This is a genomic window from Sinosporangium album (assembly GCF_900100605.1).
GTDB classification, from domain to species: Bacteria; Actinomycetota; Actinomycetes; order Streptosporangiales; family Streptosporangiaceae; genus Sinosporangium; species Sinosporangium album.
Genome location: NZ_FNCN01000012.1, coordinates 20228 through 40516, shown reverse-complemented (window position 1 = coordinate 40516; position 20289 = coordinate 20228). Strand labels below are relative to the sequence as shown.

The 20289-nt window shown below is 69.0% G+C and carries 17 protein-coding genes and 1 tRNA gene; 11 read left to right on the top strand and 7 right to left on the bottom strand.

The window, feature by feature from the left end; genetic code table 11:
• Positions 1-41: 41 nt before the first annotated feature.
• The 9 genes from BLQ73_RS14510 to BLQ73_RS14470 all read left to right on the top strand — a co-directional run bounded on the left by BLQ73_RS14510 (position 42) and on the right by BLQ73_RS14470 (position 12462).
• The gene (locus BLQ73_RS14510; protein WP_093170981.1) at positions 42-1547 is read left to right on the top strand and encodes an ANL family adenylate-forming protein; all 1506 of its coding nucleotides are present in this window, start codon (positions 42-44) and stop codon (positions 1545-1547) included.
• Positions 1537-2859 carry a nucleotide sugar dehydrogenase gene (locus tag BLQ73_RS14505; RefSeq protein ID WP_093170980.1) on the top strand — a complete coding sequence of 441 codons (1323 nt, stop codon included), beginning with the start codon at positions 1537-1539 and terminating at the stop codon, positions 2857-2859. The genes BLQ73_RS14510 and BLQ73_RS14505 overlap by 11 nt, the downstream gene beginning before the upstream one ends.
• Positions 2852-3832 carry an NAD-dependent epimerase/dehydratase family protein gene (locus BLQ73_RS14500; protein WP_093170979.1) on the top strand — a complete coding sequence of 327 codons (981 nt, stop codon included), beginning with the start codon at positions 2852-2854 and terminating at the stop codon, positions 3830-3832. Before BLQ73_RS14505 ends, BLQ73_RS14500 begins: the two co-directional genes overlap by 8 nt.
• Positions 3832-4884, top strand: a complete 1053-nt coding sequence (locus BLQ73_RS14495) for a glycosyltransferase family 4 protein (protein WP_093170978.1) — start codon at positions 3832-3834, stop codon at positions 4882-4884. The genes BLQ73_RS14500 and BLQ73_RS14495 overlap by 1 nt, the downstream gene beginning before the upstream one ends.
• A gap of 66 nt (positions 4885-4950) precedes the next feature.
• A complete protein-coding gene (locus BLQ73_RS14490; protein ID WP_093170977.1) occupies positions 4951-6126 on the top strand; it encodes a DegT/DnrJ/EryC1/StrS family aminotransferase in 1176 nt (391 codons plus the stop codon).
• The gene (locus BLQ73_RS14485; RefSeq protein ID WP_093170976.1) at positions 6126-7961 is read left to right on the top strand and encodes a cellulase family glycosylhydrolase; all 1836 of its coding nucleotides are present in this window, start codon (positions 6126-6128) and stop codon (positions 7959-7961) included. The genes BLQ73_RS14490 and BLQ73_RS14485 overlap by 1 nt, the downstream gene beginning before the upstream one ends.
• Positions 7958-9013, top strand: a complete 1056-nt coding sequence (locus BLQ73_RS14480; RefSeq protein WP_176955453.1) for an alcohol dehydrogenase catalytic domain-containing protein — start codon at positions 7958-7960, stop codon at positions 9011-9013. The genes BLQ73_RS14485 and BLQ73_RS14480 overlap by 4 nt, the downstream gene beginning before the upstream one ends.
• Complete coding sequence (locus BLQ73_RS14475) at positions 9010-10710, top strand: condensation domain-containing protein (protein WP_093170974.1); 1701 nt, start codon at positions 9010-9012, stop codon at positions 10708-10710. The genes BLQ73_RS14480 and BLQ73_RS14475 overlap by 4 nt, the downstream gene beginning before the upstream one ends.
• A 333-nt stretch (positions 10711-11043) precedes the next feature.
• A complete protein-coding gene (locus tag BLQ73_RS14470; protein ID WP_093170973.1) occupies positions 11044-12462 on the top strand; it encodes an MATE family efflux transporter in 1419 nt (472 codons plus the stop codon).
• 295 nt (positions 12463-12757) lie between these two features.
• Here BLQ73_RS14470 and BLQ73_RS34995 read toward each other — a convergent pair whose 3' ends face one another.
• On the bottom strand, positions 12758-13048 hold the full coding sequence (locus BLQ73_RS34995) for a transposase (RefSeq protein WP_176955452.1): 291 nt from the start codon (positions 13046-13048) through the stop codon (positions 12758-12760).
• A gap of 63 nt (positions 13049-13111) precedes the next feature.
• Between BLQ73_RS34995 and BLQ73_RS14460 the strand changes: the two genes are divergently transcribed.
• Complete coding sequence (locus BLQ73_RS14460; protein ID WP_093170971.1) at positions 13112-13804, top strand: helix-turn-helix transcriptional regulator; 693 nt, start codon at positions 13112-13114, stop codon at positions 13802-13804.
• Here BLQ73_RS14460 and BLQ73_RS14455 read toward each other — a convergent pair.
• From BLQ73_RS14455 to BLQ73_RS14445, 3 genes are all read right to left on the bottom strand, one after another.
• Complete coding sequence (locus tag BLQ73_RS14455; RefSeq protein WP_093170970.1) at positions 13785-15107, bottom strand: type III PLP-dependent enzyme; 1323 nt, start codon at positions 15105-15107, stop codon at positions 13785-13787. The genes BLQ73_RS14460 and BLQ73_RS14455 overlap by 20 nt on opposite strands.
• Positions 15108-15380: 273 nt before the next feature.
• The gene (locus tag BLQ73_RS14450; protein ID WP_093170969.1) at positions 15381-16928 is read right to left on the bottom strand and encodes an amidase family protein; all 1548 of its coding nucleotides are present in this window, start codon (positions 16926-16928) and stop codon (positions 15381-15383) included.
• 19 nt (positions 16929-16947) lie between these two features.
• Positions 16948-17229 (bottom strand): acyl carrier protein, encoded by a 282-nt coding sequence (locus tag BLQ73_RS14445; protein ID WP_176955451.1) that lies wholly within the window; start codon positions 17227-17229, stop codon positions 16948-16950.
• A 176-nt stretch (positions 17230-17405) separates the two neighbouring features.
• On the opposite strand from BLQ73_RS14445, the gene BLQ73_RS14440 reads away from it, so the two are divergent.
• Positions 17406-18266 (top strand): SAM-dependent methyltransferase, encoded by an 861-nt coding sequence (locus BLQ73_RS14440; protein WP_176955450.1) that lies wholly within the window; start codon positions 17406-17408, stop codon positions 18264-18266.
• Between the two features lie 270 nt (positions 18267-18536).
• Here BLQ73_RS14440 and BLQ73_RS14435 read toward each other — a convergent pair whose 3' ends face one another.
• From BLQ73_RS14435 to sepX, 3 genes are all read right to left on the bottom strand, one after another.
• On the bottom strand, positions 18537-18863 hold the full coding sequence (locus BLQ73_RS14435; protein ID WP_245691079.1) for a phospholipase D family protein: 327 nt from the start codon (positions 18861-18863) through the stop codon (positions 18537-18539).
• Between the two features lie 406 nt (positions 18864-19269).
• A tRNA-Ala gene (locus tag BLQ73_RS14425) sits at positions 19270-19343 on the bottom strand.
• Positions 19344-19409: 66 nt separating this feature from the next.
• A complete protein-coding gene (sepX, locus tag BLQ73_RS32405; protein ID WP_176955449.1) occupies positions 19410-20198 on the bottom strand; it encodes a divisome protein SepX/GlpR in 789 nt (262 codons plus the stop codon).
• Positions 20199-20289: the final 91 nt, after the last annotated feature.

The following is a 20289-nucleotide window of genomic DNA, read 5'->3' as shown; positions in this document are numbered from 1 at the left end:
CGATCCACGTGAGGTCACCGGAGAACGAGACGGAGGGAGCGATGCTCGACCTGCTCACGCTGTTGGCCGATCGGCCCGCGGACGGCACCGCCCTGCGCGAGCGAACGGCGGAGGGGTGGACAACGGTCTCATGGGGGCGGCTCCGTTCCGCAGCGGCCTCGGCGGCGGCGGGTGCGGCCGCGCTGCGCGGCGCCCCGGGCCCTGTCGTTCTCGTCCTCGACAACGGCTGCCTGAGCGTCGCGACGCTGATCGGCCTGCTGGCCGCGGGCCGGGACGTGCTCTGCGTGGAGCAGGGCAGCACCCATGTCACGGACGCGGGCTCGGCCGTACACCGGACGGCCCCCGCCGCCGTGATCGGCCCGTCGGCGGGAATCTCGGCCACGCGGAGCGTCGGGCTCGGATACCGGGACCTCCTGTCCGGTCTCGCCCGAGGGCCGGAAACGCGGCCGGGACCCGTGAACGCCGAACCCGCCCTTCTGCTGTTGACCTCGGGTTCCACGGGCGAGGCCAGGATCGCCCGCCACCGGCTCGGCGCCCTGTTGCGCGGTGCCGAGCTGTACCGGGACATCCACGGCTATACCAAACAGGACAGAGTTCTGGTGCCGGTGCCGTTCGCGCATTCCTTCGGGCTGGTGGGCGGCCTGCTGGCGGCGCTGGTCTCCGGGGCCGAGCTTCTCATCATCCCGCGATTCAGCCTGCGCGGGACGCACGAGGCACTGGCCCTCGGCGCCACGATCGTGCTGGGCAGCCCACTGCTGTACGGACTGCTGGCGGCCTCGGCCGACACCCGGCCCGCGGCCGTCCCTCCGAGGGTCCTCCTCTCGTCGGGCGGCCCGCTCGATCCCGAGGTCGAGCGGGCCGCCGAACTCCGGCTCGGAACTCCGATCCGCCAGGTGTACGGCAGCACCGAGACCGGGCTGATCGCCTGTCAGCACGGCCGCGACGCCCCCTGGCCCGCCGGAACGGCGGGGGTTTTCGCCCCGGGCGTCGAGTGGCGGATCGTCCAAGACGACACCGGCGACACCGGAGACACCGGAGACACCGGCGACACCGGGCGGTTGCTGGTCCGCACGCCGACCCTCCTCACGGGTTACGCGGGGTCGGACGAACCCCTGACGGACGAGAACGGCTTCTACGACACCGGTGACCTGGTCCGGGTCGACACCGCCGGACACCTGACGGTGCTCGCCCGCAAGAACACCTTCGTCAACGTCGGCGGCCGAAAGGTGAATCCGCACCGGGTGGAGCGGATCCTCACCGAGGACGCCGCGGTATTGGAGGCCCACGTGTTCGGCAGAGCCGAAAAAGCCGAGGAGACGGTGCACGCCGCCCTGGTCCTCGCGCCGGGCCGCGGGCCGGACGCCGTGGCCGGGATCGTCGCCGGGTGCCGGAAACGGCTCGCGCCGCACGAAGTCCCCCGGCACCTGCACCTCGTGCCCAGACTTCCCCGAACCCCACTGGGAAAAGTAGACCTCACGGCGCTGCTGGACCACGTCACGACCACCCCCACCCCCCACGGACAAGGCGATGACGACGATGAATGTTGAGAGGGCACCCGAAGAGCGCGAGGACCACGTCGCGGTCGTGGGGCTTGGATACATAGGGCTCCCGCTGGCGGCGTCCCTGGCGGCGGCGGGCAGACGGGTCGTCGGTGTGGACACCAGCCCGGCAGTGCGATCCGCGATCCTGGCCGGAACACCGTCCTTCTTCGAACCCGGGCTCCCCGAGCTTCTCGGCAGCCTGCCGGAGGGATCACTGACCGTTTCCGACCGGCTGCCGGACCGTCCACCGCTGGCGGTGATCATCTGTGTCGGCACCGCGGTCGAGGAGGACTCCAGGCGCCCGGACCTCGGTCATCTCCGGTCGGCGGTCGAGCACGTCGCCGAGCACGTCGACGACGAGACCCTGGTGATCATCCGAAGCACCGTGCCGGTGGGCACCGGCCGCCGGATCGTCCTGCCCGCCCTCCGACGCCGAGTGTCGTCGCCGCTCCTCGCGAGCTGCCCCGAACGCACCATCCAGGGGCGAGCGCTCGACGAAATTCGGAGCCTGCCACAGATCATCGGCGGGCTGGACGACAGATCGGTCCGGCGCGCCCGGGATCTGCTCGCGGCGGTGACACCGGACCAGGTCGTCGTCTCCTCCCTGGAGGCGGCCGAGATGGTCAAGCTGATCTGCAACGCGCACACCGACCTGATCTACGGGTTCGGCAACGAGGTGGCCCTGCTGGCCGAGAGCCTCGGACTGGACGCCCACGAGCTCATAGCCGGCGCCAACCTGCGCTACCCGCGCCCCGACCTCTCACGCCCGGGGTTCGTCGGCGGAAGCTGTCTGGTGAAGGACCCCTACCTGCTGATGCACGCCGGGGAGGAGGCGGGGTACCGCCCGCCCATGGTCGCCGCGGCCAGGAGCCTCAACGAAAGCCTGCCCGCACGGGCCGCAGACCGGGTGCTCAAGGCCCTCGAATCCCGCGGCAAGCCCCTCTCGGAGACCAAGGTCGCCGTCCTGGGCATCGCCTACAAGGGCCGTCCGGAAACGGACGACACCCGTGGCGCCGCGTCGGGCCCGATGTCCCGCCTGCTCACCGAGCGAGTGGGAACGCTCGTGGGACACGACTTCGTGGTCAGGGCCGAACGGATCGCCGCACTGGGCTACAAGCCGATGGACCTGGACGAAGCACTCGACTCCGCGGACGCGGTGATCCTGCTCACCGACCACCCGGGATACACCGGACCCGGCCTCGCCCACCTGCTCGGCAGAACGGCTCCCAGACCGGTCGTCTTCGACATGTGGGGCCTGCTGAGCGAACAGGCCGAGCGGCACGAGGGCCTGACCTACCTGAGGCTGGGCCATGGCTGAACGCGTCCTCATCACCGGAGGGGCGGGCTTCGTCGGCCTGCACCTCGCCCGCCGGCTACTCAACGACGGCGCGGACGTGACCGTCCTCGACGACTTCTCTCGGGGCAGGCGGGACCGAGTACTCGACGAACTCGTGAGCGACCTGCGGATCGTCACGCACGACCTGACCAGTCCGATACCGGATGGGCTGCTGACGGGAGAGTTCGACGCCGTCTACCACTTGGCGGCGGTCGTCGGGGTGCAGCGTGTCGATTCCTCTCCGGCGAGGGTTCTGCGCACCAACACACTGTCCACCCTTCATCTGCTGGACTGGTGCGACCTGATCCCACCGGGGGCCCTGTTCCTCAGCTCGACCAGCGAGGTCGGCGACGGCGCCGCCGCCGTGGGGCTGACCGGCCACCCCACTCACGAGGACGTTCCCTTCGTTCTCGCGGAACCGAGACGCCCCCGGTCCTCCTACGCCCTCAGCAAGATGGTCGCCGAGTCGCTGGTGCACCTGCGCCGGGACAGCGTGCGGGTGAGGATCGGCCGCTACTACAACGTGTACGGGCCGCGGATGGGAACGTCCCACGTCATCCCGCAGTTCATCAGGCGGATCGCGGCGGGCGAGGATCCCTTCGCCATCTACGGCGCCTACCAGTCGCGGGCCTTCTGCCACGTCGACGACGCCGTCGAGGCGACCGTGGACGTGACCAGGCTGCCCACCGACGAAGCGTTGGTGGTGAACATCGGCAACGACCAAGAGGAGATCAGGATCCTCGATCTCGCGCGTAGGCTGTTCGCCCTGACCGGGAGGTCGCCGGACCTGGCGATCTTCAACCCGCCGGACGGCTCGCCCGAGCGCCGGCTGCCGGACCTCCGGAGGCTCCGCTCACTGCTTCCCGCCCGGCGGCCCGTCGACCTGGACACCGGGCTCCGGACGATGCTCGACTGGTACGGCGCAGAGGCCGCCGCCCGGCCGGGGGCCTCGTAATGAGCGGCGTCCTGTCAGTGTTCGGCGGCTACGGGCCGGGAGCGACCTCGGGCGCCGAGCGGATGGCCTGGCGGACCACGGCCGGGCTCGCCAGGCGGGGGCACACCGTAGCCGCGATGACCGACGCTGTACGGCCGGCCGCGATGGCGGGCGAGCCGTGGCCGGTCCTCGGCACCGAGGCGGAACTCCTGGCCGCGCTGCCGGGCTGGCGTCCGGACGTGGTCCACGCCTACGATCTCGCGCTGCCCGGCCCGGTCCGCCTGGCCCGTGAGCTGGCCGACCGGTACGGCGCGCGTTTCGTCCTCACCCCGGCCTCGACCACGGACATCTGGCCGGACAAGGCACTCGGCGCGGAACTCTGCGCCGCCGCCCGAGCCGTCTTCACCCTGACCGAGGCCGAGTCGGCGGCGATACGGGCCGTCGGCGCTCCCGGAGCCCGGCTGTTCAGGCTGCCACAGGCCCCCGACCTGGAGGGCGGCGCGCACGCCGGGGAGTTCCGGCGGCGCCATCGCGTCGACGGCCCGATGGTGCTCTTCCTCGGCCGCCGGGTGGCGACGAAGGGGTACCGCACCTTGCTGGACGCCGCCCCCCTCGTGTGGCACGCGTTTCCGGACACCGTTTTCGCCTTCGGAGGACCGGACGGCGAGCCCGAGGCCACTGCGGCGTTCTCGGCGTCGCGGGACGGCCGGATCCTGAACCTCGGGATGATCGACGACCGGGCCAAACACGACGCGCTGGCGGCTTGCGACGTCCTCGCCCTGCCGACCAGGGCCGACGTCTTCCCCCTCGTTTTCGCGGAGGCCTGGTCCTGCGGCCGACCGGTGGTGTCCGGGAGCTTCGCCGGTGTGAGCGAGGTGGTGAGACACGGAGTGGACGGCCTGGTCGTCGGCGACCGGCCGCCGGACGTCGCCGACGCCCTGACGAGGCTGCTCGGCGACGAGAGGCTCCGGACGTCCATGGGCGCCGCCGGGCGGCGGAGAGTCGAGCGGGAGATGTCCTGGGAACACGTGGCCCGCGCGGTCGAGGCCGGATTCGACCGGTCGGCCGACTGACCCGGGACGACCCGCCGGCGTCTGGGAGAAGGCGTCCAGGAGAGGGCGTCAAAGAGAGAAGGAGTGATGGGAATCGAGAAGCCCGCTCTTCGGGTGGCCCTGGCGGACAACACCGTGGGCGCCGCGGAGATCGCCGCCGTGAACGAGGTCCTGACCTCGGGCTGGCTGTCCGCCGGTCCGGTCACCCGGACGTTCGAGGAGGAGTTCGCCGAGGCGATGGGGGTGACGGATGCCGTGGCGGTCAGCAGCGGGACCGCCGCCCTGCACCTCGCCATGCTCGCGCTGAATCTCGGGCCGGGTGACGAGGTCATCGTGCCGTCTCTGAGCTTCGTGGCCTCGGCCGCCATGGTCGCCCTCTGCGGGGGGACCCCGGTTTTCGCCGACGTGCTCTCCGCGGAGGAGCCGACTATCGCGCCGGCCGAGGTCCGAAGGCTGCTCGGCCCGCGTACCAGAGCGGTGGTGGTCATGCACTACGGCGGCTACCCCGCGCGCACGGCCGAGATCGCCGACCTGGCCCGGGCGCACGGCGCCGCCGTCGTCGAGGACGCGGCCCACGCCCCGCTGGTGCGGTCCCCCGAGGGAACGCTGGGCACGATCGGCGACTTCGGGTGCTTCAGCTTCCACGCGACCAAGAACCTGACCACCGGTGAGGGGGGAATGGTACTGGCACGACGGCCGGAGCAGCTCGACCTCATCCGCCTGAAACACTCCCACCACGTCACCCGGACGACCTGGGAGCGCGCCCACACCGGCGGGTCGGACTACGACGTGAACGGCATCGGCCTCAACTACCGGCCGACGGAGATCTCCTCCGCGATCGGCCGGACACAACTCGCCAGGCTGGCCGAGGACAGGGCGGTCCGCCGACGCCTGGTGCACCGCTACCGGGACCTGCTCCGGTCGGTGCCGGAGATCGGGATCCCCTTCGCCCGCCACGTGGCCGACTCGGCGTTCCATCTGATGGCGATCCTGCTTCCAGCGGGTCTGCCCCGCGACGCGGTCGTGTCCCGGCTCCGCGACGAGGGCGTGCAGACCTCGGTCCACTATCGGCCGACCCACCTGTTCTCCGCCTACCGGGAGGGACCGGACCCGGCGGAGCGAAGGCTGCCGGTCACCGAGCGGATGGCCGGCCGGCTGCTCACCCTGCCGCTGCACGCGCGGATGACGGAGGACGACGTAACGCACGTGGTCACCGTTCTCACAGCGGCGGTGCGCCCGGCCGGCCGGGCCGAGACGACGTGATGTTCACCGTCGAGAACGGCCGATTGCTCCGGAACGGCTCCCCTTTCCTCGCTCTCGGTGTCAACTACCAGCCCTCGGAGGCGGGGTGCCGGATCTGGGCGGACTGGGACCCGGCGACGATCCACGCCGACTTCGGCCGAATCGCCGCAGCCGGGCTGAACACCGTCCGACTCTTCGTCATCTGGAGGGACCTCCAGCCCTCCCCGGAGAAGACGGACGCCGTCATGCTCGACCGGATCTCCGACGCGGTGAGGACGGCCGGGGAGCACGGGCTCGCGTGCGTGGTCTCGCTGTTCACCATCTGGATGAACGGGCAACTGCTCGACCTGGCCTGGCGAAACGGCCGCGACGTCTGGCGTGACAGCGAGCTGCTGCGCGCCGAGGAGGAGCTGGCCAGGTCGGTCGCCGGGGCGCTCCGCGGGTGCGCCCACGTCCTCGCCTATGACCTCGGGGACGAGCTGTGGAACATCGACCGGCGACGGGCCCGCTCGCTCACCCGCGCCGAGGTCGCCGACTGGCAGACCCGGATGGCCAGGGCGATCCGGGAGGAGTCTCCCGGCGCCCTGGTGCTTCAGGCCAACGACCTGTCGGGGACCTTCGGCTCCGGACCCTACGGCATCGACAACAGCGCCGGTCTGGACCTGGTCGGGACACACGGGTTCCCGGTCTGGGCGCCCGGTTCGATCGAGTCGACCATGTCCTACAAGGCCACCAACCTCACGCCCTTCCTCACCCAGGCCGCGGGCGCGTTCGGGGCTCCCCTGGTGGACGAGCTGGGGAGCTACGGGGTGGACGAGGAGGTCGCGGCGGCCTATCTGCGGGCGTCGACCGTCTCGGCGCTCGCCAACGGGGCGACCGGCGTCCTGGTGTGGTGCTGGCAGGACATCGCCTCGTGTGCCGAGCCGTACCGGGAGCGACCGGCCGAGCGCACCGCCGGGCTGCACCGGCTGGACGGAACGCCAAAACCCGCGATGCGGGCCTACCAGGAGATCCTCGCCGTGGCCGGACGGCTCCGCCCCGAACGCGGCCCCGCCGGGACCGCCCTCTACCTGCCAGAACGCATGCGGGGCCAGGGGGACAGCTATCTGGACGCTGCCGGGAGCGGTGTCGCGGCCTTCTACGCCTACCTGCTGCTGAAACGCTCCCATCTGGACTTTGACGTGGTTTCCGGACAGCTGGGCGATCGGGCGCTGGTGATCTGCCCCTCCGTCACCCGGTTGACGCTGGCCGACCTCGAGAACCTCACCGCCTCCGCCCTCGCGGGCGCGGTCGTCTACCTGTCGCTGGGAGACCATCTGCACGCTTTTCCCGGCCCCGACCTGGTCGGGGCGATGATCACCGACTACACGACGAGTTCCGAGGGCAAGACGCGCCTGCACTGGGGGGACCGGGAGTGGCCGTTGGACTGGGACAGGGCGCCCGGTCCCGTCACGACCCTGAGGACCGGGACGGCCGACGTGCTCGCGACATACACGGACGGTTCACCGGCCGTCATATCCAACCGGGTGGGTCGGGGGCGCTTCGTCTTCACCAACGCCCCGGTCGAGGCCATGCTCGACAGTCCGGGCAGGCTGGCCGCCACCGGCTGGCAGACGTTCTACCTGTGTGTCGCCGAGTTCGCGGGTGTCGCGGTCACCGCGGACTGTCCCGAGCCGGACGTCGAGATTGTGCCTGGTCACGGTGCCGATGCGGGTCGCGTCTTGGCCGTCAATCACGGCGACCGGCCGGTTCGCACCGAAGTCGTCATGAGGAGCGGCGCCGGCGCAGTCGGACGGCCCATCGCCCTCCCCGCCAAGGGATGGGCCTTCGTGACGTTCGGGGAGAAGGAGCGATGAGAGGGGTGGTCTACCGGGCTCCGGGCCGGATCGAGGTGACAGAGCTGCCGATGCCCGCTGTCAAGGGACCACGCGACGCGGTAGTCCGGGTCACCCGGTCCGCGATCTGTGGAACCGACCTGCATCCGTACCGGGGTGAGATCCCGGGCTTCGAGGCCGGCACCGTCCTGGGCCACGAGTTCGCGGGCGTCGTCCACGAGGCGGGACCGGAGGTCCCGTTCGCCGTCGGGCAGCGGGTCTTCGCGTCGGACGTCATCGCGTGCGGCAGGTGCGGGTACTGCGCCCGCGGACATCACTACCAGTGCGCTCACGTCGGCCTTTTCGGCTACGCCTCAGTGGTCGGCGAGCCGGTCGCCGGCGGACAGGCCGAGTACGTCAGGGTGCCGTACGCCGATCTGGTGCTGGCGGCTACTCCGGACGGTGTGACCGACGAGCAGGCCGTGTTCGTCGGGGACGTGCTGTCCACGGCGTACTGCGCGGTCCGGGACTCCGGCGCGACGCCGGGGGCCACCGTCGCGGTGGTCGGTGGAGGACCCGTCGGGCTGCTCTGTGCCCTGTGCGCCCGCCTGGCCGGCGCCGCCGTCATCGTCGCCGCCGATCCGGACCCGGCCCGCCGTGAAACGCTCGAGGCTTTCGGGGTACGGGCGTCGGATCCCGCGGAGCTGTCCCGGACACTCCGCGAGCTCACCGCCGGTCGTGGCGCCGACGCCGTGATCGAGGCCGTGGGCAGCGACACCGCCCTGCGGTACGCGCTGGAGACCGCCGCGCCGCGGGCCACCGTCGCCGTGGTCGGCGCGCACCACGCGGAGGCCATGCCGTTCCCCAGCGGCCTGGCGTTCGCCCGCGAACTGATCGTACGTTTCACAGTCGGCGACCCGATCGCGGTCCGGGCCAACGTCCTCGAACTCATCCGGGCCGGCCGGATCGATCCGTCGGCGGTCGTCTCACACCGCCTCCCGCTGGAGGACGCGGCGCGGGCGTATCGGTTGTCCGACCGGCGCCAAGCGTTCAAGACCGTGCTGAACGTCGACCAGGAAGGAGACGGTTCGTGACGGACACGATCCCGGTCCGGTTCTCCGGGTGCGAGGAGCGCGACGGGCCGCTGAGCAGGGGGCAGGAGAACATCCTGCGCGCCCTGCTCACCGGACCCGACCAGGTCGCGGAGGACCTGGTCCTCGACCTGCCCCCCGGGACGACCGTCGAGAGGCTGGCCGGGGCCCTCCGGCTCCTGCTGATCCGTCACGAGTCCCTGCGCACCCGTTATGACATCGGGCCTGGGCGGTGGGCGCAGCGGGTGGCGGCGGCCGGTGACCTCGCACTGCGCGTGGTGCGATGCGACGCGTCGCGGTCCCGGCTCGCCGCCGAACAACTGCGCCATGAGCTCTGGCTGCCGCGTTTCGACCTGGAGAAAGACCTGCCGTTACGGGTGGCCGTGGTCGTCAGCGGCACCGAGTGCCTCCACCTGGCCGCCGCCATCTCCCATCTCGCGACCGACGGTATCGGTCTCGGTCTCATGGTCGGCGACCTGCGCGCCCTGCTGGCCGGTGAGGAATTGTCCGAGCAGGGTCTGCAGCCCATCGACCTGGCCGCTTTGGAAGCCCGTCCGGAGATCGACCGCCGGATCCGTGGAAGCCGGCGGTACTGGGCCGACCAGCTCGGCAAGGTTCCGCAGGCGGTCTTCCCGCTGGAGGCGGAAGGCGGGGAGGCCCTGCCCCAGCCGGGGATCCTGCTCCGTTCCCGCAGCGCCGCCGAGGCTCTGCGAAAGATCGCGAGCCGTACCGGAACGAGCCGCTCGGCCGCGGTGCTGAGCGCGCTGACCGTTCTGCTTGCGCGGTATGCCGGGGTCCCGTCGATCGGGCTGACCTCCTCTGCGTCGAACCGGATCCTTCCGCAACTGCGGAACTACGCGGGCACCCAGTCGACGGACGCGTTCATCCATGTCGACATAACCGGCGCGGAGTGCTTCGACGAGGTCGCGCGGCGGGTCGCCAAGGGAGCTCTGCTCGCCTACCGCAACAGCTGGTACGACGCACGGGAGATATGGGAGGAGATCAGCGAGGCGGGCCGTGTTCGCGGCATCGACGCCTACACCAGGGACTGCCTGTTCAACGACGTGAGCGCGGCCGGGCATTCGCCGGAGCTGCGTCACTCCGCCACCCCGGACCCGGTCGAACGGTTCCCCGACGGGAACCTCACCGTGCTCGAACCGGAATGGCGACTTTCCCGGATGGCCCTCACCGTCTACCGCCTTGAGGGAGAGTTCACGGCCTCGCTGTGGACTGACCCGAGGTGCCTGCCCCGGGCGGAGCTGCACTCGTTCGGACGCGACCTGGTCCAGACCCTGGTCAGAGCAGGAGAATCCATTACGGACCTGTCGAAACTAGTGAGCGAGGCCGAATTGGCCCCGGCGGGGCGCGGACCCGACTGGCATTTCATCGACAGGAGCTGGGTGCGACTCGGAGTGGTTCGCCGGCTCCTTGAGAACGCCCTGGGACACCAGGAATTCCTGCTTGAGATAAAACATTCAGCGACCGGTTCCGAAGAAACCGTAATTGTGTGTCACGCGGTAGACCGGAAGGGCTCCCTTACCCCCGAGCTTCTTCACAGCACCTGCCTGGACCTGCTGCCCGGCCGTTCGGCGGCGATGACGCCGCACAGCTACAACCTGTATGCACAGGCCCCCGATGATCTCGGCGACCCCATGGCGTGGAGACAGCTGACAGCCTTCGCCCAAGGTACCGGCAGATAGCCGGGGGAGCTTCCCAGGACCTGCAAATTTCTGCTAGCTTCGTCACGCTAAAACATTTCCACTGATGCGTTGTGTTCTTTTCCAGCCCACCTCTCAATGCTTCGGAAGCGCTGGCAGACCTGGCGGATACTTCTGTCTCCGATCGTCGGAACCGTTGGCCGCCGCACGGCGAACGGATTCATTTTCGCACGGGGTCCAGTGTATCCAATTTTCTTTTTCGGCACTTCTTAATTTCTTCTTGGCAGCTATCTCCGTAGCGGTGGCGCGGAATCGTCTGCAGGTGAAGACCGAATTTCGCCGACAAAGGCAAAGGGCTTGTTACGGAGGTCATACATGTACGGTTTCGGGGAGCCCGTGCGTCGGCTCCGGGTTCGGGCGAGCTCCTGGCGGCCGGTCAGCCGGCTCGCCCTGCCGATGGCGCTGGCGGAGCTGGTCGACGTCCTGGCGCTCCTGGCCGTCATCGCGCTGCTTGGACGGATGGGGTCCGAAGCGCTGTACATCCGCTCTCTCTACCATCCGGTCGCACTGATCATGCTGGCCGTTACGGCCGCGTTCGCGATCAGCAACCAGGTAGCCGCGGCGATCAGCCGGGGACAGGGGCGGCCCGAGGCCGTACTGCCGGTCACGGCGAGCATGGCCAGAATCTGGATAGGGACCGGAGTGGCGCTGTGCGGCGCGGTGGCGGTCGCCGCGCCGGGCATCGCCGCTCTCCTCGACGTCACGCCACAGGTCAGGGGCGACTTCGTCTCCTTCCTCCGCTGGACCTCCTTCGCCGAGCTGTCCGTCATCGGCTCCGCTCTGGGCGCCGCCGCCCTGCGCGGGTTCGGGCGAGTGGGGACGGCCACGGTGGTGGTCGTATCCGTCGCGGCGGTGCGGGTCGGCTGCGTGGCCGCTCTGGGGCTGGGCACGGGGATCGGCATCTACAGCGTGCCGGTGGCGAGCGTGCTCTCCGGCGCCGTCGGCCTCGCCCTGGCGTTCGTACTGCTGCGCAGGGCGGGCCTGTGGCAAACCGGTCAGCGGCTACCCTGGCGGGGCGAGGCCGTCGGACAGCTCTGGCAGATCGGCGTCCCCATCGCGGGCACCATCGGTTTGGTCGCCGCCTACAACCTCGCCGTCCTGTGGATCCTGAGGGACTTCAGCCCGCTCGTCGTTTCGGGCTTCTCCGTCGCCGTCAACCTGCAGGGCCTGGTCTTCCTGCCGGGAACCGTGCTCGGCACCGCCATCGCGATCATCCTGAACCAGGAGCGCGGGGCCGGGCAGTACGGGCGGCTCAGCCGAACCCTGCGCAGCGGCCTCGAATTGACGGTGGCCACCTACCTGGTGCTCGCTCTCGGGATCTGGCTGGCCGCCGATCCGCTGGCCGCGGCCTTGACGGGGAACCCGGAGATCGCCTCCGTGACGTCCCGGTACATGGAGACGGTCGGGCTCACCTATGCGATCCAGGGACCGGTACTGGCCGCGCTCACACTCCTCGAGCAGATCGGCAGAGGGAAATACGCCCTCGTTCTCAACACCGTCTATTTCGGCGTCATCGTGCTGGTCGGAATGCTGGCGGTTCACCTGACGTCAAGCGCCGCATCCCTTTACTACAGCATCGCCGTATGCAACTTCCTCGGCGTCAGCGTCGTTGTGGTCACCGTACGTGAAGTGCGGCGGATGAGCCGGGTCGAATCGGGGGTGGCACTGGGAATGCCCATGGCACCGGCCCCGGCTCCGCCGTCAAGGAGCCAGAACGCGGAGGAAAGGCAGTGAGAAACACGTTTTTGGCTACCGCGGGATCAGGTCGACCGGCAATCGATTTACCACGAACAAGCGGCTTTACCTGCAACTACAGGAGATACAGGAGAAACTGGGCCGCCCTGGCGAAATTGGAGGCTGGATCGCTTGGTTCCCGGTCGTCAGACCGGTGCCGGCGGCTCATCGGTTGAACATCTCCTCGCACTCGGCCGGAGGAACTACCCACAGTAGGAATTCGACCTTTCTGAATTGCGCGAGACAGCCCATTCCATGGCGGCCGTCTCTCACATCCATGATGCCTTTCCAGCCCCTATGGAATTCGACGAGTTCCTTCTTGTACTTCCGGCCGACGATCCGGCGGGAGCACGGCGCAGATCGGCTCCACACCGAACTGTTCCGCGATCCGCGCCGCGTCGGAAGTCGTCGTCCCCGGCCGCTTCCCGCCATCGACCTCGGCCTGCCGAACCCACGTCCGCAACGCCTCACGATGCATCCCGAGCCGGTCCGCGACCCGGGCCGGCGCCCCCTGCCCCTCACCCGCCGCACGTAGCTTGAGAAGCCTACGGACAGCGCGTTCCCGCAGTTCAGAGGCATACTTCAACCAACTCGGGGTGGCCCAAGCCCCTCTTAAGACTCTTGACGATATTGCTTCCCTACGGAGATCATGAAATTGACCTATCGGGAAGGCGGTAAGGTGTCCACGATACGTGAACTCGAGAAGCAGCCGAAGAAGGTCGACGTTGTCCTGCTGGTACGCAACGAGGTCCTTCGTTGCGGGCTTGACACGATGCTCAACCGGATCTCAGGGGTCGGCTCGGTCGCTCACTGGAACCCCGAGAACCTCCCGGGGCCCATCGATTTAAGGGAACCCGGGGTTCTCATTGTCGATATCGAGCAGTGGAAGTTCCTAGGAAAGTATTTCGATCTCTTCAAGAGAGATTCGACACGCATTGTAGTAATCGGCGATGATTTCGAGAGGATCGACAATGCGAGACTTTCCATGCTGCCGTGCGACGGCTTTCTCCCGATGTCGGGACTCTCCGCCGACCTACTCGACAGCACCCTGGAGCGCACGCTTCTCGGCGAAATGCCGATGCCACCGGCGCTGGCTCGGCGGCTGCTCGTCGGAACCCGCCAGGCGACCTCGGCTCCCGTTCACAGGTCGGTCAATCTCACGCCGCGGGAGAATGAGGCGCTGACCCACCTCGTCGAAGGGATGAGCAACAAGCAGATCGCCCGTTCCCTCGGCATCTCGACCCACGGCGCCAAGCGGTTGGTCGGCTCTGTCCTTCTCAAGCTCGACTCTCCGAACAGGACCGCCGCCGTGGTCACCGCCATCAAGCTGGGGCTGGTCTGACGTCGGACGCCATGGCCCGACCTCCCGCCTCGGGTGAGAGAGCAGGGTGGAGTCGCTGCCGACCGAGAAGGTCCTCGGGCCGGTCGCGCTCCCGCACCAGGTGGGCGCTCCCTTCCCAGATCAGGACCTCCGCGGGGTAGCCGTGACTGAGGAACTGGACGGGTGACGCCGTCGGCCCGTAGGCACCCGAGCGGAGTACACCGATTAGGTCTCCCGGCCTCAAGGCCGGCAGCGGCACGTTCTTGCCCAGGGTGTCGTTGGGGGTGCATAGCGGGCCGGTAACCTGCCACGGCTCCGTCGCATCTGTGGTGGGCCGGTTGAGCAGCCGTATGGGGAAGTTCCGCTTGACGAAGGAGCCGGTGCCCACCGCGGCCATGTGGTGGTGGGTGCCGCCGTCGGTGATGGCGAAGTGCTCGCCCATGGACTCCTTGGTGTACAGCACCTGGGCGAGGTAGACCCCGGCGGGGGCGGAGAGGTAGCGGCCCAACTCCATGATCATCCTGGTGTTCGGGTGTGCCGCGTGGAATTTCTCGATCACCGGATTCAGCTGTTCGGTCAACGCTCGGACATCGAGATCCCGTTCACCGTCGAAGTACGCGACGCCCAGGCCTCCACCGATGTCCACCATCTCCAAGGGGAAGCCGATTCTCGCCGACAGGCGCTCCGCCAGGTCGAGGATCCGACGTGTGTTCTCGACCACCACGTTCTCATCCAGGATGCGCGTCCCCATGTACACGTGGATACCCGTCAGCCTGACTCCCGGATACTCCTCTCCCAGGTCAGGTCGGGCGAGCAGCTCAGCCTCGTCGATGCCGAACTGGCGGGGACGTCCCCCCATGGTCAGCCGTGACCCCTTCACGGCGAAGGCCGGGTTGACCCGGAGCGCGACACGAGCCACCTGGCCCCGGTCGAGAGCCATCTCGTTGATTCGCCCCAGCTCGCCGAACGACTCGCAGACGATCGCGTGAACTCCCTCGGCGAGGCAGGCCGAGATCTCGGCCCGACTCTTTCCCGGCCCGAGAAAGATGATGTTGTCCGGATCCACCCCCGCTCGCAGGGCGGTCAGCAGCTCTGTCAGCGACGACACCTCGGCCCTGGCGCCGAGCGCGTGAAGTACGGCGCACACCGACACGTTCGGGTTCGACTTCAGGGAGAAGAAGATCTCCAACGACGGATGCAGCGACTCCCGGAGACCTTGGTACTGCCAGGTCAGGGCGTCGGCGTCGTAAACGTACAGCGGGGTGCCGAACGTGGCGGCCAGCTTGCCGAAGTCGACATCTGACGCCTCCGATCCGAATGTCATCAGGAACCTCCGAGGAAACCCCTGCCTTCAGGCGGGGGAGGAATGGACCCCCTGCGGAGTAGGGCAGGGGCAGGCGTTTCGCCGCCGGGCGGACCGCCGTACGAACGCACGCACGAGTCTTAACCGATCGTGCGATAGGGCGCGGGGATTCTCAACGCAGCGAAGAACATCCCCGCCGCCGGGCCGGCGGAGAGGTGAAACGTCTGTGGAGCCGGTGTAAGACCTCAAAGGAGGATCCCTCCTGGCGGGCGACTGGCGGTGAAGCAGGAACCCTCACGGGCGACCGTGGGAATCCCCTCCCTTCAGGGAGGGGAGGATGTCAAACGGGGCTCCTTTCAACCACGCCACGAGCCTCTCAGGGCGCCGCTTGGCGTCCTGTCGGGAGATCCGAGGTGGGCGACCGAGTGGCGGCAGGAGGGCGACCAGCCTGCGTGCGACCGCGAGCGTCGTGCGGTCGCCCAAATAGGGTCCGGTTATAGCGATGCCCATCGGCAGGCCGCGGCTGTCGAGTCCCGTCGGGACGACCGTGGTCGGCAGGCGGCAGATCGCGGTCAGCCCGGCCCAGACGATCTGGTCCCAATAAGGCCGCTCGACGCCGTTCACCTCGATCCGCCGTCGGCCGAACGGGCGGTGGTCGTGCCGGGGCACCAGGTTGGGCGTCACGGGCAGCAGGATCGCGTCGTACCGCTCGAAGAAACGCCCCCAGAGCACGGCGAGACGGTGCCGACGTGTGTCGGCCTCCAGCCAGTCGCGATACGACTGCGCGGCGAACTCGTCACCGAGCTCTCCACGTGTGGTGAGTTCGCCCGAGGCGATTCGCCGGATCTCAGCGGTCGTGTAGCGGGCCTGCGCCACAGAGGACAGCAGCCGCCGGTTGACCTCGTCGGAGACGCTCAAACTGACGCCGGGGGGAGATGCCCACTCGACCACGACACCGCTGCCCTGAAGCGCCCGTGCCGCGTGCTCCAGCGCGTCCCGGATCTCCGAGTCGACAGGACAGTGGGGATCGTCGAACCAGGCCGCGACCCGCCGTGGCTCGCGCGCCTCCGGCAGCCGAAGCCGCCAGGCGGACCGCTCCTGACGGCGTGGCCCCGCCACCACGTCGAGCATCAGCTCCAGATCGTCCACCGAACGGGCCAGCGGTCCCACGGTGCAAAGGTCGGACACAACGGGCTGGAACGGAGGAAGGTGCCCCGCGGTAGACACGACGCCGAAGGACGGACGGTGGCCGAAAATCCCGCAGTGGCCCGCTGGCAGCCGGATGGACCCGGCGATGTCCGATCCAAGCTCGACCGGGGTGAATCCGGCGGCCACCGCACCCGCCGCGCCTCCCGATGAGCCGCCCGGGGTGTGGTCCGGACGCCACGGATTGCGTGAGGTGCCGAACACCGGGTGGGAGGTCTGAACGTCCGCGCACTGCTCGGGGACGTTGGTCTTCCCCAGAACGATGGCCCCGGCCCGACGGACCCGGGCGACGGCATCGGCGTCCACCGCCGGCACGTTGCCGACCAGCATCGTGCTGCCGGCCGCCGTCCGTATCCCCGCCGTGGTGAAGCTGTCCTTCACCGTCATCGACACGCCGTGCAACGGCCCGAGCGGCTCACCGCGCACGACCGCGTCGTCCGCCGCCCTCGCCTGCTGCCTGGCGTGTTCATTCAGAGTGACGATCAGACCGAGGTCGGGGTTCTCTCCTGCCACACGACGAAGAAGCCCGTCGAGGTACTCCGTCGCAGAGAGCTTCCGGGTGGCGATCGCGGCTGCCACCCGACCCGCGGGCCACCAGCACGCCTCTTCCGACAACGTCGCCTCCAGATCTCTCATTCGGACAGCTTCACGGGTGTCAGTGGTTTCTTGCCTCGATGTGCCTTTCCACGATCGCGGCTATTCCACGGGGTGTCGCCTCGTCGAAAATCGCAAGGAGAAGTTCCGATCCCAGGGCGGACTCCCCCTCGGATGTAACCGGCTGGTATCGCGAGGTGATTCTGCTGATCAGCTCGACCGCACGCAGAGAATCACCCCCGCAGAGAAAGAAGTCGTCCGACGACCCCAGGGGAGGAGCGGTGAGAATTTTCCCCATCTCCCGCGCAACAACCTCGACGACCTCGTTCGACGCATCGCTCACGGAAATCTCACATCCCATCCTTGGAGTCTCGACCTTTCAAGGCCACTCTTCGATAATTGTTCCGGAGAACGTCAAGACCGCCATCACAGATGGAGCGCACAGTCAGTCTGCTCCTATGGCTATGTCCATTGAGGCCTCTGCTGGACAGAAGGAATCTGATATTAGGCTTTTTTGGTATGACAGAGGGAATTCTGAACAGCGACCACAAACTCGGCGGAGTCGCCCAGACGGCGCGCTGGACCGCCGCGTCCAGGGCGCGGGAGAGTCGCCGGCCGGACCGCCTCTTCGACGACCCGCTGGCCGCTCTCCTGGCCGGGCCGCACGCCGCGGCACTGCTCCGCCACTTCCACACCAGCCGTGCCGCCGACGAGGGCAACCCGTTCCTGCCGATCCGCACCCGTTGGTTCGACGACTTCCTGAGGGCCAAAGCGGGGAAGACGGGGCATCAGGTCGTCGGCCTCGGAGCGGGTCTGGACACCCGGGCCCACAGGCTGGACTGGCCGGACGGCACGGTGATCTTCGAGGTGGACCAGGCCGCGCTGCTCGCCTACAAGAAGGAACGGCTGAGCACCAGCGCGTCGGTTCCCCGCTGCGACTGCCGGACCGTTCCGGTGAACCTCGGCGACGACTGGGAGTCAGCCCTGATGGAGCAGGGCTTCGACCCGACCGCGCCGACCGTCTGGTTCGCCGAGGGACTGCTGTTCTACCTGCCCGAACCCCTCGCCCACCAGGTCGTCAGCCAGGCGGTGAAACTGTCGGCCGCGGGGAGCGGTTTCGCGGCGGACCTGATCGGCACCGGCATCTTCCGGCTCCCCTACATCCGCCCTTTCCTCGACCGGCTCAACGAGGCCGGCAGCCCCTGGGTGTTCGGGACGGACGACCCTCGCGGTTTCGTGGAACGGTGCGGCTGGAGGGTGACCCAGGTGACGGAGCCGGGGCGGCCCGGTGCCGACTACGGGCGCTGGCCCAAGTCCGCATCGCCCTCCAACCTTCCCGACCTGCCGCGCAGCTATCTAGTGGCCGCGGAACTCCCCTGACGAATCGTCCGCAGGACACATCCACTCCGACGGCCGGCGGCCCGCTTCGAGTGGCCCTGCGTCCGCGGGGGCGATGATCGGTTCCCGCGGACCCGGGTCGCGCCGCGTATGCCGCCGCCGACGGCACCGGGCGGCCCGGCTCCTCCCAGCTTTCCGCGACATGGCATCCCTCTCCTGCCCCGCCACCCGGTCGAGGAGTTCACACGCACCACGGAAGATCCTCGGCCTTCTCTAGCGCTTCGGCTCAATCGACCACGCCCGCGCCTCCCGTCAGGAGTTCTCGGGGTCACCGAGCAGGATCCGCACCCGTACTCCGGCGTCGGCCTTGTCGGCGAACAGCCGTACCAGGTTGCGGTCTTCGGCGACGAACAGACCGCTGTAGACCAGCACCCCGATCTCCCGCCTCGCGGAGGCGAACAGCCGTCCCCAGGCGTCCTGCGGTACGGCCCAGCGGTGCGGGTAGACCGTGACGACCTCGCTCCCGGACGCAGCCGCCACCTGGGCGGGTGAGAGGGCCTCGGGCCACAGGTACGCCTCGTCGAGGTGGAGGAACCCGGCGGCGATAAGGCCTGCGCCCCTGGGTGATCCACCGTTCAACGGTTTTGGGGTCCACTTCGATCGCGGTGGCCAGGAACCAGCCCGACCCACATTCGGGCGCCCCCAGCGCCGACACGGCCAAGGGGCGCAAGCGACCGGGGGTGCGGGTGGCGGAACCCCCGCACGCGAGCGAAGCGAGCACTAAACGAAGGAAGGCGACGAGGTCCGCGCTTTCCGCGGACACACATCGCCCTCGGTCGACTACAGGACCAAAACGGCCACGAAACGACCGAGGAACCAGCCCGACCCACATTCGGGCGCCCCCAGCGCCGACACGGCCAAGGGGCGCAAGCGACCGGGGGTGCGGGTGGCGGAGCCCCCGCACGCGAGCGAAGCGAGCACTAAACGAAGGAAGGCGACGAGGTCCGCGCTTTCCGCGGACACACGTCGCCCTCGAACTTCCTTGTGGAGCTATGGGGATTTGAACCCCAGACCCCCTCGATGCGAACGAGGTGCGCTACCGGACTGCGCTATAGCCCCAAGGACTCGACTAGGTTAGCAAACTTCCGGGGCTGTTCGCGCCACGCTGGCGGGGTGGTGGGGGGTTCAGTCGCCGACGGCGCGACGCTGGGGTTCGGCGTACTGGTCGAAGAACGCGTCGTGCTGGCGGGCGGTGAGGTCGATGATCTGGGCTTGGGCCGCCTCGGCGGCGGCCTGTTCGGCGGCGAGGGCGCGGCGGCGTTCGCGTTCGCGGGCTTGGTGGCGGGCGTGGGCTTCGGCGGCTTCGGCCGCTTCGCGGCGGCGTTCGCTGTCGATGCGTACGGCGACGCGCAGCAGGGTGAGGTGGCCGAGGAGGAGGACGGCGGAGGGGGCGACGCCCCACCAGGGGATCACGCCGGCGGCCGCGGTGACGGTGGAGGCGAGGACGAGGAGGACGCACCAGAGGGTCCTGCGCCGACGCCTTGCCACGATGGCGGCCCTGCGGCGGGCGTGGGCGGCGGCCTGGCCCTGGGCGTCCACATGGGCCGTCACGCGGCTGTGAGCGCCTGTGGCGGCCGTTGAGGCGGACACCGGGGTGAGTGCCGCGGCCACGGAGGGTGACGGCCTCTCGTGGCGATCCTTGCGTTGATCCCTGTCACGCTCGGCCTCGTCGTCGGCCTCGGCCTCGTGGTCGGGCTCGGGCGACTCGGCGTGCTCGTCGGCCGCGGTGGGCGGGTCGGGTTCGGCGGGGCGCGCGTCGGCGGCGGCGTCAGCCGTACCGGACGCGTCCGTTCGAGCCTCAACGGCTTCGCCGTCAAGGCTTGTCGAGTCGTTGCGGTCTCTGCCGATCCACATGGGAACAAGAACGCATAGCCACATGACGACGATGGCGATGTAGAGGAAGGCGCTGCTCACGAAGACCTCCGGGCAGCATGAAAACGCCTGGCGTCTCTTGGCGTCTTCCATGTGCTCACGTCACGCACCGTAAGACCGCGTGTCACTAATT